Raw genomic sequence first — 12,950 nt, 5'->3', positions numbered from 1 at the left:
CCTCAGAAGAAGGCCTGCAGACCGGTCTGCGCGCGACCGAGGATCAGCGCGTGGACGTCGTGCGTGCCTTCATAGGTGTTGACGGTCTCCAGGTTCACCATGTGCCGCATCACCTGATATTCCTCGGATATGCCGTTGCCGCCGTGCATGTCACGCGCCATCCGCGCAATGTCGAGCGCCTTGCCGCAATTGTTGCGCTTGACGACCGAAATCATCTCCGGCGCCATCCGGCCTTCGTCGAACAGCCGCCCGACGCGCAGGCTGGCTTGAAGGCCGAGCGCGATTTCGGTCTGCATGTCGGCCAGCTTCTTCTGGAAAAGCTGGGTCTGGGCGAGCGGGCGGCCGAACTGCTTGCGATCCAGCCCGTACTGGCGCGCGGCGTGCCAGCACGCCTCCGCCGCGCCCATCGCGCCCCAACTGATGCCGTAGCGGGCGCGGTTGAGGCAGCCGAACGGGCCCTTCAACCCCTCGACCCCCGGCAGCAGGCTGTCCTCGCCGACCTCGACATCGTCAAGGACGACTTCTCCGGTGATCGAGGCGCGCAGCGACAGCTTGCCGCCGATCTTCGGCGCCGACAGGCCCTTCATGCCCTTTTCGAGCAGGAAGCCGCGGACCTGGCCGCCATGCGCGTCCGACTTGGCCCAGACGACGAACAGGTCGGCGATCGGCGCGTTGGAAATCCACGTCTTTGCGCCGTTCAGCCGGTAACCGCCGTCAACCTTGATCGCGCGGGTCTTCATGCCGCCGGGGTCGGAGCCTGCGTCCGGCTCGGTCAGGCCGAAGCAGCCGATGCATTCGCCGGTCGCCAGCCGGGGCAGGTATTTGCGCTTCTGTTCCTCCGACCCGTAGGCATCGATCGGATACATCACCAGCGACGACTGCACCGACATCATCGAACGGTAGCCGGAGTCGACCCGTTCGACCTCGCGGGTGATCAGCCCATAGGCGACGTAGCCGGCACCGACGCCGCCATAAGCCGGGTCGACGGTCACGCCGAGCAGACCGAGCGCGCCCATCTCGCGGAAAATCCCGGGGTCGGTCTGCTCCTCTGCAAAGGCGGCGGTGATGCGGGGTTGCAGTCGATCCCGCGCATAGGCGCGCGCGGCGTCGCGGATCATCCGTTCCTCGTCGGTCAACTGCGCGTCGAGCAGGAACGGATCGTTCCACGCGAAGCCTGCTGCCGGGCGTGGTGAACTATCAGGCATCAAAGACATGTCCTCGCGCGATCATTTTGCTCAGGAAGGCCGGGAATATGGTCGGAGATACGGCCTGTTGCGCGACCCCGCATATCGGCCGGCCGATGCCGCTTTTGCGGTGTTCCGCCGGGGCATTCCAATGCTTTGACTTCATGCATTGATGCAGAATCGGAATGGGTCGCCGGTTTCGCATGGCTTCACCGGCCGATGGGCCGGCCGGGCTATCCGTCCGCACTGGAATGGATAGCCGTTGGGTATGGGATGGATCATCTTTGCGATAGGCTGCGGGCTTCCTTTCGCCAGGCGATGCCGCCACACTCCGCCAGCACGAAAACATCATGAAGAACCCATCTTCGCCTTACCAATGGCGAAGCAAATATGTCGTTCCGGGGGATGTGCCAAAGAAGACGCCAGCTATTGCGGCAGGCGGGTCGGTATCATGGCGGAACGTTATTAAAATAAATGGGATACGGAGGGGAATAACCATGACGAAGTTCGCCGCCTGCATTTCTCGCGGGGCGTTGATGATCGCGCTTTTTCACGGTGCAGCATTTGCCCAGGGGCCAGGAAGCGGGCAGGCGGGTGCCGAGGAGGAAGGGCTGATCGTCGTCACCGGGTCCCGCATCGCCCGCAACGGGTATGATGCGCCGACCCCGCTGACCGTCGTTGGCAGCGAGGAGATCGACCGCGGGGCTTCGGCGAATCTTGCCGATTTCGTGAACGACATACCGGCGCTGGTCGGCAGTTCGACCCCGGCCACGTCGAATCTGAGCATCAGCTCGGGGGCGGCCGGCATCAACGCGCTCAACCTGCGCTCGCTGGGCAGCGAGCGGACGCTGGTTCTGCTGGACGGCCAGCGTTCGGTGGCGGCGACGGCGTCCGGCGTCGTCGACGTCAACAACTTTCCCCAGGCGCTGGTGAAGGGCGTCGAGATTGTCACCGGCGGCGCCTCGGCCGCCTACGGCTCCGACGCGGTCTCGGGCGTGGTGAACTTCATCCTCGACAAGGAATTCACCGGTTTCAAGGCGACGGTCCAGGGCGGCGAGACCACCTATGGCGACGGTGGCAACTTCAACGTCGCGCTGACCGGTGGCGCGCGCTTCGCCGGCGGGCGCGGCCATATTCTGCTGAGCGGCGAATATGCCAAGAAAGACGGTATATTGAGCGTGCCGCGGGCCTGGAACCGCAAGGGCTGGTACCAGATCACCAACCCGGCCTACGCGCCGGGCAATGGCGAGCCGGAGCGGCTGATCGTCAATCAGGCGGGCCTCAGCAACGGCACGCCCGGCGGCATCATCACCGATACGGCGCTGCGCGGGACCTATTTCGGCGTCGGCGGCACGCCCGGCCAATTCGCTTACGGCGTAGTGCGCGATCGCTGGATGATCGGCGGCGACTGGGAATCGGTCCAGATCAACAGTTACCAGGCGCTTGAGCCCAGCGAGGACCGCAAGGGGATTTTCGGACGGCTCAGCTACGAAGTGGCCGATAATGTCGAGTTCTTCGCGCAGGCATCGTTCAACCGCATGCAATCGGTGGGCATCACCAGCGTTTTGCAGAGTCTGGGCAACGTCAGGATCTATTCGGACAACGCGTTTATCCCGGCTTCGGTCAAGCAGCAGCTGGACGCCCTTGGCATCACTGAATTCATGATGGGCACGACCAACGTCGATCTGCCCACCAGGAAGGTCGACACCGAACGCGAAACGGAACGTTATGTCATAGGCGCCAACGGCCAGTTCGACGCATTCGGCACCAGCCTGCGCTGGGACGCCTATTACCAGCACGGCGTCACCCGCACGATGGAGATGGCGCGCGACGTGACCAACAACGGCCGGCTGGCGTTGGCGCAGGACGCGATATTCCACCCGGTGACCGGCGAGATCGTCTGCCGGTCCAGCGTCGCCAATCCGACCAACGGTTGCGTGCCGCTCAACCGCATGGGCATCGGCGTCGCGAGCCAGGCGGCGATAGACTATGTGATCGGCCATCCGTTCCGGAACCAGAAGTTCACGCAGGACGTCGCGGCGATCAACCTGTCGTTCGACGCCTTCCAGCTGCCGGCGGGCACGGTCGCGCTGGCGATCGGCGCCGAGCACCGCCGCGAGCAGATCAGCGGCCATGTCGACACCGCGTTCCAGACCGGCTGGGCGGTCGGCAACTTCCTTCCCAGCTTCGGCAAGTACAACGTCACCGAGGCCTATCTCGAGGCGCTCGTCCCGATCTTCAAAGGCTTCGAGTTCAACGGCGCGATCCGCGGCACCGATTACAGCACGTCGGGCTATGTCACCACCTGGAAGGCGGGGCTGACCTATCAGGTCATCCCGGACATCCGGTTCCGCGTGACACGGTCTCGCGACATCCGCGCGCCGAATCTGGCCGAGCTGTTCCAGGGGGGCAGCACGCGGGTGAACGCGGTGCAGGATCCGTTCAACAACAACGTCTCCACGCCCTTCGCCGGTACGACGACCGGCAACCGCAGCCTTGCCCCGGAAAAGGCCGACCAGTGGGGCGTCGGTGTCGTGCTGGAACCCACCTTCCTGCCCGGCGTCGGATTGTCGGTGGACTATTACGACATCCGGTTGAAGGGCGGTATCGGATCGGTCACCGCGCAGGTCGCCATCGACCGCTGCCATCAAGGCATTACCGCTTATTGCGCCGCCGTCGTGCGCGGCCCGAATGCCTACGGCACCAATCTCCAGATCTTCGAAAGCCCGTTCAACTTCGCCACCCAGAAGGCGCAGGGCATCGATTTCGAGATGTCCTATCGAACGCCGCTCGACAGAATCTCGTCGAAGCTTGGCGGGGACTTCCTGTTCCGGGCGATGGCGACCCATTATCTGAAGGACTATACCGACACCGGCCTGGGCGTGCCGATAGAAGAGGCGGGCCAGAACACCGGAAGCTCGCCGCCGAACTGGCTGTACCGGATGTCGGCCACCTATTCGAACGATCCGGTGTCGTTCACCCTGACCGGACGGGGAATCAGTTCCGGCGTCTACAGCAACGCCTATGTCGAGTGCACGGCGAACTGCCCGGCCTCGACCCCTGACAACCGGACGATCAACAACAACCGGATCAAGGGCGCCTTTTACGTCGACGCCAACCTGACCTACCAGTTCAGCGTAGCTGGCGAGGAATCTCAGATATTCCTGAACGTCAGCAACCTGTTCAACAAGGACCCGGCTGTCGTCGCTTCCGGGCCTGACGGTAGCTCGCCGTCCATTCCGGCGACCAACCAGGCGCTGTACGATCTGCTTGGGCGTACGTTCCGCGTTGGTCTGCGCGTCAAGATCTAGGCGCCGGTGCCGACCATGCGCCGAGAGGGCACATCGCATTCCGTAACAGAGAAGGGGGCGCTGCCGCTGGGTCACGCCGCGCCCCGCAACGCCGGAGACACGCCATGGGAAAAATCCTAACGAACCGTACTGAACGCCCGTTCTGCCGCGCGCTCGCCGTCGCCGGCCTTGGCGGATTGCTGTTGACGACGGCGGGCTGTGGCTCGGATTCGCTGGACGTGCTGATTACCGGCGGCACGGTTCTGGACGGGGGCCTCGGGCAGGGCGTCAAGGCCGATGTCGGCATACGCGGTGACCGCATCGTCTTCGTCGGCGATGGCAAGGGTAAGAAGGCGAAGCGGACGATCGACGCCGCAGGCATGATCGTCGCGCCGGGGTTCATCGACGGCCATACCCATACCGACGACGATCTGTTCGCCGACGATCCGGCCCGGCGCACGTCGCTCAGCAACCTAGCGCAGGGCGTTACCACGAATGTTATCGGTGTCGACGGGCACGGCGACCCGGATACGGCCGGGCTGTTCGTTCGCGCGAAGGAAAAGGGCGTCGGGATCAACTTTGCCGCCTATGTCGGCTTCCAGCCGATCCGCAAGGCTGTGCTGGGAATGGACAGCCGGGCGCCGGATGCAGCGGAACTGGAGAAGATGAAGGCGCTGGTCGCGAAGGGGATGTGCGGCGGTGCGATCGGCTTTTCGACCGGGCTGTTCTACGCCCCGCAAAGCTACGCCAAGACCGAGGAGGTCATCGCGCTTGCCCGCGAGGCGGCGGCGCGGGGCGGGATCTACGACAGCCACCAGCGCGACGAAGGGAATGGCGGGGCGGATTCGATCGGCATCGTCGCGTCGGTCGAGGAACTGATCCGCATCGCGCGCGAGGCCGGGCTGCCCGGCCATTTCGCCCATATCAAGAATTCCGGCGTGCGGTCCTGGGGGCTGAGCAGCGAGGTGATCGCGCTGGTCGAGAAGGCGCGGGCCGACGGGATCAAGATCACCGCCGACCAGTATCCCTATCTCGCCTCCGGCGGCAGCATCACCAGCATTCTGATTCCGCGCTGGGCGCAGGCCGGCGGGCGGGAGGAAACACTGCGCCGTTTCGACAACCCGCAGACCGCCGCCCGGCTTCGCACTGAAATGGCCGATTTCCTGGCGGCGCGGGGCGGAGCAAAGAACCTGCTCGTCACCCGGCAGGATTCGCCCTGGGTCGGCAAGACCCTCGCCGACCTCGCCGCGCTCTGGTCCGTCGACCCGATCGAGGCGGCGGTGCGGATCTTCAAGGAGGGCGACACCGGCATGGCGATCTTCGCGATCGGCGAGGACGATCTGCGCGCCTATCTGGTCCAGCCCTGGGTGATGACCGGGTCCGACGCGTCGTCGGCGCACCCCCGGCGCTTCGGCGCCTTCGCGACGGTCTACGACACCTATGTGGTGAAGGAGAAGCGGCTGAGCCTTGCCCAGTTCGTGCATCGTTCATCGATGCTGCCCGCCCAGACCTTCGGTCTCGCCGATCGCGGCCAGCTACGCCCCGATTATTACGCCGACATCGTCGTGTTCGACCCGAAAAGCTACGCGCCCCGTTCGACCTATGTCGAGCCGGCCCTGCCGGCCGTCGGGGTACGGACGGTGCTGGTGAACGGCAAGGTCGCCTTCGAGAATGCCCGGCCGACCGGCGAACTGGCCGGGCGCGGCCTGGCGAAGACGCCGCCCGCCGGCACGTGCGGCTGACGCCGGCCGCGACGTTGACGGGCTGAGGATGGGGAGACGATGATGAACGCGTTCAAACGATGGCTGGCGGCCGGGGCCGCCGCGACGATGCTGGTGTCCGCTTCCTCCGCGCGCGAACCGCGGCAGGTCGACGTCCTGATCACCGGCGGGCAGGTCTATTCCGGCGCGCTGGAGCCGGCCCGCAGCGTCGACGTCGGCCTGTTAGGCGACCGGATCGTCTTCATCGGCGACGCGCGCGCCGCCGGCATTTCCGCTGCCCGCAGCATCGACGCGGCGGGCAAGATGGTCGTCCCCGGCTTCATCGACGCCCACGTCCATGCGACGGACGAGATCGCGTCGAGTGACCCCAAGATGCGGCTGTTGCTGCGCCAACTGACCCAGGGCGTCACCACCAACGTCATCGGCGTCGATGGCGGCGGCGATCCGGATGTCGCCGCCTTCGCGAAAACGGCGACGGCTGCCGGCGCCGGTGGGAATTTCGCTTCCTATGTCGGCTTCGGCGCGATCCGGCAGCGGGTGCTGGGCGACGATGCCCGCGCCCCCGATGCCGGCGAACTGGAGCAGATGAAGGCGCTGGCCGCCAAGGGGATGTGCGAGGGCGCCTACGGCCTGTCGTCGGGCCTGTTCTACGCGCCGCAAAGCTTCGCGTCGACCGAGGAGGTGATCGCGGTCGCGACAGAAGCCGGGCGGCGCGGTGGCCTGTACGACACTCACCAGCGTGACGAGGGCAACACATCGATCGGCGTCGTCGCGTCGACCCGCGAGCAGATCCGCATCGCCCGCGAAAGCGGCGCGCCGCTGCATCTGGGCCATTTCAAGGTGTCCTCCGGTGCCAGGCCGGACGGCAGCTCGATGGCCGAACTGGTCGCGATCGTCGAGGAGGCGCAGCGCGGCGGGGTCAAGGTGACTGCCGACCAGTATCCGTGGAATGCGTCCAACACCGGGCTGGTCGCGATGGCGATCCCGCGCTGGGCGCAGGACGGCGGGCGCGAGGCGATGCTGCGCCGGTTCGACGAACGCGCCAGCCTGGCGCGGATCCTGGCCGAATCGACCACCTTCTTCGCTGAACGTGGCGGCGCGCAGAATATCCTGATCACCCGCGCGCCGGGGCAGGAGGCCCTGATCGGCCGCAGGATATCGGAGCTGGCGGCCGAATGGCGGATCACCCCGGCCGAGGCGGCGGTACGCATCCTGAAGGAAGGCAGCCCGAGCGTCGCGATCTTCGCGATCACCGAACCCGACATCCGCCTGCTGATGAAGCAGCCCTGGACGATGTTCTCCAGCGACGGATCGGCCACCGGCCATCCGCGCGGCCATGCCAGCTACCCCCGGCTTTACGCCAATTATGTGCTGGACGCCGGTGTGCTGAGCACCGAAGCCTTCGTCCACAAGGCGAGCGGGCTTGTCGCCGATACGCTTGGGCTGGAAGGGCGGGGCTATATCCGCGAGGGTGGTTTCGCCGATATCGTCGTCATCGACCCCGGCACCTTCCGGCCGCGCGCGACCTTTGTCGAACCGACGCTGCTGTCGACCGGCGTCGAGCACGTCATCGTCAACGGCAGGCTGGTCCTCGAGGCGGGCAAGCCGACCGGGGCGCTGCCAGGCCGCGCGCTGCTCCGCACGCCACCGGCGGGCACATGCTCATGACGGCGGCGATCCGCCGCGTCGTGCTGGCCGCCCTGCTCGGCACGGCGGCGCACGGCGGCCCGGCATGGGCAAAGCCGACCTATGATCTGGTGATCCGCGGCGGCGAGATCGTCGACGGAACTGGCGCGCCCGCCTATCGCGGCGATGTCGGCATCAAGGACGGCCGGATCGCGGTCATCGCCCGCGACGGGCTGGCGGCAAGTGCCGGGGCGGTGGCGCTGGATGCAACCGGCCATGTCGTTTCACCCGGCTTCATCGACAATCACGCCCACATCGCGGTCAACATCCACGAATCCCCGCTGGCGGAGAATTTCCTGCGGCAGGGCATCACCTCGATCATCGCCAGCCTGCACAGCGGGGCTCAGCCCTATCCGCTGCATGCTTATATGGCGTCGCTGGCCGTCGCGCCCAACGTCGGCTTCTTCGCCGGGCACAGCTTCGCGCGCGCGCAGGTGCTGGGCCAGCAGGATCGGGCGCCGACCGCGGCGGAGCTTGCCCGGATGCAGAAGATAGTCGCCGAGGCGATGACGGACGGCGCGCTCGGCCTGTCGACCGGGTTGATCTACGTGCCGGCCAACTACGCCAAGACGGAGGAACTGGTCGCGCTCGCCCGCGTCGCTTCGTGCCACGGCGGCATCTACGTGTCGCACATGCGCGACGAAGGGCGCGGCGTGCTCGATTCCATTGCCGAACTGGTCCGCATCGCGGAAGAGGCGGCGCTGCCGGCCCAGATCAACCACCACAAGGTGACTGGCGCTGGCCAATGGGGATGGAGCACGCGCACGCTGGCGCTGATCGACGGTGCCCGCGCGCGCGGGCTGGACGTGACCCACGACCTGTATCCCTATACCGCATCGAGTTCGACATCGGCGATCATGTTCCCGTCCTGGGCGCATGCCGGCGGGGCGGAGCGCTTCCGCGAGCGGATTGCCGACCCGGCGACACGCGCGCGGATCGAGGCGGAGACCCGCCGCATTCTGCTCCAGCAGCGCGGCGGCGCCGACCTGCGCCGGCTGCAGTTCCGTGTCGTGCCGTCCGCCCCGCAGTATAACGGCCGCACGCTTGCCGACCTGGCGGCCGACCGGGGATTGCAGGGCACGCCCGATGACGCGGTGCAGTTGCTGATCGAACTTCAGCTCGCCGGCGGTTTTTCCGCGATCTACCACGCGATGGAGGAGGAGGACGTCGTCCGCATCCTGAAACACCCGCTCGCCATGATCGAGACGGACGGCGACCCGGTCGGGTGGGGGGAAGGGCATCCGCATCCGCGCAGCTATAGTGCATTCCCCCGCGTGCTGGGCCGCTATGTACGCGAGCAGAATGTGCTGACGCTGGAGGACGCCGTCCGGCGGATGACCTCGCTGCCGGCGGACCAGTACGGCCAGGCCGACCGCGGGAGGCTGCGCGAGGGGGCGTTTGCCGACATCACGGTGTTCGATCCGGCGACCGTCGCCGACCGAGCCACCTTCACCGATCCGCATCAGTTTCCCGTCGGGATCAGGCATGTCGTCGTCAACGGCGTGCCGGTGATCCGCGCCGGAACGTTGACCGGCGCGACGCCGGGGCGAGTGCTGAAAGGACCGGCGCGGCCCGACCGCGTCCGCCCGGACCCGGCGACGCCGGGCTGCCCCGCCGGATGATCCGCGCGGGCGCCGGACGGCATAGCCAGTCGCTATGGAAGAGGCGCCCCTTGGTATTTTCCCTGGCTCCCCCGCCTTTCTACTAACTGGACGAACCCTTCGTTCACGCCGGCTTGCGAGGATGACGATGCTTCCTGCTCCCTATCTGCTCTACCTGGGTGATGTGACCGACCAGATCCAGGTCAAGACCTCGCGCGGCGTTGCGGTCTGGCGCCCCGAACTGTGTGTTGGCCAGTACCGGCTGCCGGGCAGCGGCGTCGACCTCGGCCTGCCGGAAATGACCTTCGCGCAGGCGAGGGCGGTGGGCGCGCAGACGCTGATCCTGGGCGTCGCCAATGTCGGCGGGGTGATGGGCCAAGGCGTGATCGCCGATGTCGTCGCGGCGCTCGACGCCGGGCTGAACGTCGCCGCCGGCCTGCACGACCGGCTGGAAGATGTCGCCGTCATTCGCGAAGCGGCGCGGGCCAACGGCGTGCGGCTTTTCGATGTCCGCCACCCGCCGTCGGGCGTGCCGATCGGCAACGGGCGGCCGCGGGCGGGGCGGCGGCTGCTGACCGTCGGCACCGATTGTTCGGTCGGCAAGATGTATTCTTCCCTTGCCCTTGAGCGGGAGATGCGGGGGCGCGGCTGGAACGCCGATTTCCGGGCGACCGGCCAAACCGGGATCATGATCGCCGGTGACGGTATCTCGGTCGACGCGGTTGTCGCCGATTTCATTTCCGGCGCGGCGGAAACCATTTCGCCGGCGCGCGACGACGATGGCTGGGACATTGTCGAAGGGCAGGGGTCGCTGTTCCACCCGTCCTATGCAGGGGTCTCGCTCGGCTTGCTCCACGGCGCCCAGCCAGCGGCGATCGTCATGTGCCACGATCCGTCGCGGCCGCATATGCGGGGCCTGCCGGCGCGCGCGCTGCCGTCGCTCGCCGCGTGTCTGGAGGCGAATCTTGCCGCCGCGCGGCTGACCAGCCCGGATGTGCAGGCGGTCGGCGTCTGCCTCAACACATCGGCGCTGGACGAGGCCGAAGCGCTGCGGCTGTGCGAGGCGACGGCGGCCGAGACGGGTCTGCCGTGCCAGGACCCGTACCGGCACGGCGTCGCCCGGATCGTCGACAGGGTGCAGGCATGCTTCGCAACCTCCGCCTCCTGATCGATCGCAGGCCGCTCGCGACGCCGTTCCGCATCGCCCGGGGGGTTCGGCACGTCGCCGACCTACTGGTCGTCGAACTGGAGGAGCAGGGAATTGTCGGTCGGGGCGAAGGCGCGCCGATCGCCCGCTACGGCGAGAGCGTTGAGAGCTGTGTCGCCCAACTGGAGGCGCTGCGCGGGCCGATCGAAGCGGGGATGACGCGGGCGGCGCTCGGCAAGGCGCTGGGGCCGGGCGCGGCGCGCAACGCCCTTGATTGCGCGCTGTGGGACCTTGAGGCGCGGCGCGCCGGCACCTCGGCGGCGGCGCTGGCCGCCGCGCCGGCCGCCGGCGCCATCGTTACCGCGCGCACCGTCGGCATCGATACGCCGGCGGCGATGGCGCATGCCGCTGCGGCGCTGGCCGGCGAGCCGCTGGTCAAGGTGAAAGTCGACGCGAACGACCCGGCGGCGCAACTGCGCGCGGTGCGGCAGGCCGCGCCCGACCCGACGCTGATCGTTGACGCCAACGAGGCGTGGTCGCCGGACCTGCTGACGGCGATGCTGCCGGTGCTCGCTGAGCTGCGTGTTATGCTGCTCGAGCAGCCACTGCCCGCCGGCGCCGACGATGCACTGGCGGGCTTGCACAGCGCGACCCCGATTTGCGCGGATGAATCCTGCCACGTCGCCGCCGATGTCGAGCGGCTGGCGGGCCGCTATCAGGCGGTCAATATCAAGCTGGACAAGACCGGCGGGCTGACCGAGGCGCTCGCTCTGCTCACCGCCGCCCGAGCTGCCGGCATGCAGGTGATGACCGGCTGCATGATCTGCTCGTCCCTGTCTATCGCGCCGGCGTTTCTGGTGGCGGCGCAAGCCGATTTCGCCGATCTCGACGGACCGCTATGGCTGGCGGACGACCATGCCGATGGTGTGCGGCTGGCCGGTGGCCGGTTGGCCGCACCATCAGGCGATCTGTGGGGTGGGCGATGAACGACGCGGAGCCGCATACGGAAGACGGCGGGCGGCAACCCGAAGCGTCCCCTAAAAGCGCGTTGCACCGCTATTGGATCGACATTCCGCTGTGGAAACGGATCCTGCCCGCCCTTGGCCTTGCGATCATCGTCGGCCTCGCCTTTGGCGAAGCGGCGGTCAACGTCAAATGGCTGGGCGACATATTCGTCCGGCTGACCCGCATGCTGGTCGCGCCGCTGGTCTTCTTCTCGATCGCGTCGGGGGTGATCGCGCTGGGCGATCCGCGCAAGCTCGGCTCGCTCGGCGCGCGCACCGTCAGCCTGTTCGTATTGACCGCCGGTCTGGCGGCGACGCTCGGCCTTGCCATTGCACTGCTGCTCCAGCCCGGTGTCGGCGTGGCGATCGCCGGCGCGGAGCCGATGGCGATCCGGTCGAGCATGACGCTGTCCGAACAGCTTCTCGGCATCATTCCGATCAACCCGGTCATGGCGATCGCCGAAGGCGACATGCTGGCGACGATCTTCTTCGCGATCCTTTTTGCCGTCGGCGTGCTGGCGCTCGGCGCGCGGGGGCGGCCGCTGGCCGACACGCTGGTGCTTGGCGCCGAAGTGATGATGCATCTGGTGCGGGTGGTGATCGAAACTGCCCCGATCGGCGTGTTCGGCCTTGTCGCCGCCGCGGTTGGTGTCGGCGGTGTCGGCGTATTCATGAACATCTCGCTGCTCGCGCTGGGCGTGGCGGGCGGCTGCGTGATCCTGACCGTGGTCGTCCAGCCCGGCATCGTCCAGGCATTGACCGGCCTGCCGGCGACGAAATTCCTGCGCGGTACCGTCGATGCGATGTTGGTCGCCTTCTCGACCTCATCCAGTTCGGCGAGCCTGCCGGTCGAGATGTCGGTCGCCGAGCGCAATCTGGGCATCGCCAAGCCGGTGCTCTCGTCGGTGCTGCCGCTGGGCGCCAGCATCGCGCGCGACGGCACCGCCATGTATGTCGCAATGCTGTCGATCTTCGGCGCGCAGGCGCTGGGCGTCACGCTGGAGCCATTGCAGATGGCGCTGGTCATCGCGGTTTCGACGATCATCGCGCTCAGTTCCCCGCCGGTGCCGTCCTCCGCGCTGTTCATGATGGCGGCGGTGCTGTCGGTAGTCGGGATCGATGACGCGCAGAGCGCAATGATCGTCGGCTTCATCCTGCCGTTCGATCGCTTCCTCGACATGATGCGGACGGTGCCCAATGTCGGCACCAACCTGACCAACGCGACGGTCGTCGCCCATTGGTCCGGCGACATCGACAGGGAGGTATTCCATCACGTGCCGGAGGTCTGAGGGCAGGAAAGCGCGCGTGCCCAGCCTC

8 protein-coding genes are annotated in these 12,950 nt (G+C 67.2%); 7 read left to right on the top strand and 1 reads right to left on the bottom strand.

The window, feature by feature from the left end; all coding sequences use genetic code 11:
* Positions 1 to 2: 2 nt before the first annotated feature.
* Complete coding sequence (locus tag E4A53_RS11115) at positions 3 to 1,205, bottom strand: acyl-CoA dehydrogenase (RefSeq protein WP_136163182.1); 1,203 nt, start codon at positions 1,203 to 1,205, stop codon at positions 3 to 5.
* A 476-nt stretch (positions 1,206 to 1,681) separates the two neighbouring features.
* Here E4A53_RS11115 and E4A53_RS11110 point away from each other — a divergent pair, with 476 nt between their 5' ends.
* From E4A53_RS11110 to E4A53_RS11080, 7 genes are all read left to right on the top strand, one after another.
* Positions 1,682 to 4,495, top strand: a complete 2,814-nt coding sequence (locus E4A53_RS11110) for a TonB-dependent receptor domain-containing protein (protein ID WP_136163181.1) — start codon at positions 1,682 to 1,684, stop codon at positions 4,493 to 4,495.
* A 104-nt stretch (positions 4,496 to 4,599) separates the two neighbouring features.
* Entirely contained in the window at positions 4,600 to 6,216 is a 1,617-nt protein-coding gene (locus E4A53_RS11105; protein ID WP_136163180.1) for an N-acyl-D-amino-acid deacylase family protein, read from the top strand.
* 39 nt (positions 6,217 to 6,255) lie between these two features.
* Positions 6,256 to 7,863, top strand: a complete 1,608-nt coding sequence (locus E4A53_RS11100; RefSeq protein ID WP_239018271.1) for an N-acyl-D-amino-acid deacylase family protein — start codon at positions 6,256 to 6,258, stop codon at positions 7,861 to 7,863.
* On the top strand, positions 7,854 to 9,503 hold the full coding sequence (locus E4A53_RS11095; RefSeq protein ID WP_136163179.1) for an N-acyl-D-amino-acid deacylase family protein: 1,650 nt from the start codon (positions 7,854 to 7,856) through the stop codon (positions 9,501 to 9,503). The genes E4A53_RS11100 and E4A53_RS11095 overlap by 10 nt, the downstream gene beginning before the upstream one ends.
* A 127-nt stretch (positions 9,504 to 9,630) precedes the next feature.
* Positions 9,631 to 10,650: an N-acetyltransferase DgcN gene (gene dgcN / locus E4A53_RS11090; protein WP_206366309.1), complete on the top strand. Its 1,020-nt coding sequence runs from the start codon at positions 9,631 to 9,633 to the stop codon at positions 10,648 to 10,650.
* Positions 10,626 to 11,615, top strand: a complete 990-nt coding sequence (gene dgcA, locus E4A53_RS11085; RefSeq protein ID WP_136163177.1) for an N-acetyl-D-Glu racemase DgcA — start codon at positions 10,626 to 10,628, stop codon at positions 11,613 to 11,615. Before dgcN ends, dgcA begins: the two co-directional genes overlap by 25 nt.
* Positions 11,612 to 12,922 carry a dicarboxylate/amino acid:cation symporter gene (locus E4A53_RS11080; RefSeq protein WP_136163176.1) on the top strand — a complete coding sequence of 437 codons (1,311 nt, stop codon included), beginning with the start codon at positions 11,612 to 11,614 and terminating at the stop codon, positions 12,920 to 12,922. The genes dgcA and E4A53_RS11080 overlap by 4 nt, the downstream gene beginning before the upstream one ends.
* Positions 12,923 to 12,950 lie beyond the last annotated feature (28 nt).

The sequence above is a fragment of the Sphingomonas flavalba genome, assembly GCF_004796535.1.
GTDB lineage: Bacteria > Pseudomonadota > Alphaproteobacteria > Sphingomonadales > Sphingomonadaceae > Sphingomonas_L > Sphingomonas_L flavalba.
Note: the sequence above shows the minus strand (reverse complement) of the source record. Positions and strands in the feature narration are given on the sequence as shown.

Excerpts from the sequence above, each read along its gene's own strand:
- E4A53_RS11095 (WP_136163179.1), top strand. The coding sequence starts at position 7,854 with ATGCTCATGACGGCGGCGATCCGCCGCGTCGTGCTGGCCGCCCTGCTC.
- E4A53_RS11110 (WP_136163181.1), top strand. The coding sequence starts at position 1,682 with ATGACGAAGTTCGCCGCCTGCATTTCTCGCGGGGCGTTGATGATCGCG.
- dgcN (WP_206366309.1), top strand. The coding sequence starts at position 9,631 with ATGCTTCCTGCTCCCTATCTGCTCTACCTGGGTGATGTGACCGACCAG.
- E4A53_RS11115 (WP_136163182.1), bottom strand. The coding sequence starts at position 1,205 with ATGCCTGATAGTTCACCACGCCCGGCAGCAGGCTTCGCGTGGAACGAT.
- E4A53_RS11105 (WP_136163180.1), top strand. The coding sequence starts at position 4,600 with ATGGGAAAAATCCTAACGAACCGTACTGAACGCCCGTTCTGCCGCGCG.
- E4A53_RS11100 (WP_239018271.1), top strand. The coding sequence starts at position 6,256 with ATGATGAACGCGTTCAAACGATGGCTGGCGGCCGGGGCCGCCGCGACG.
- E4A53_RS11080 (WP_136163176.1), top strand. The coding sequence starts at position 11,612 with ATGAACGACGCGGAGCCGCATACGGAAGACGGCGGGCGGCAACCCGAA.
- dgcA (WP_136163177.1), top strand. The coding sequence starts at position 10,626 with ATGCTTCGCAACCTCCGCCTCCTGATCGATCGCAGGCCGCTCGCGACG.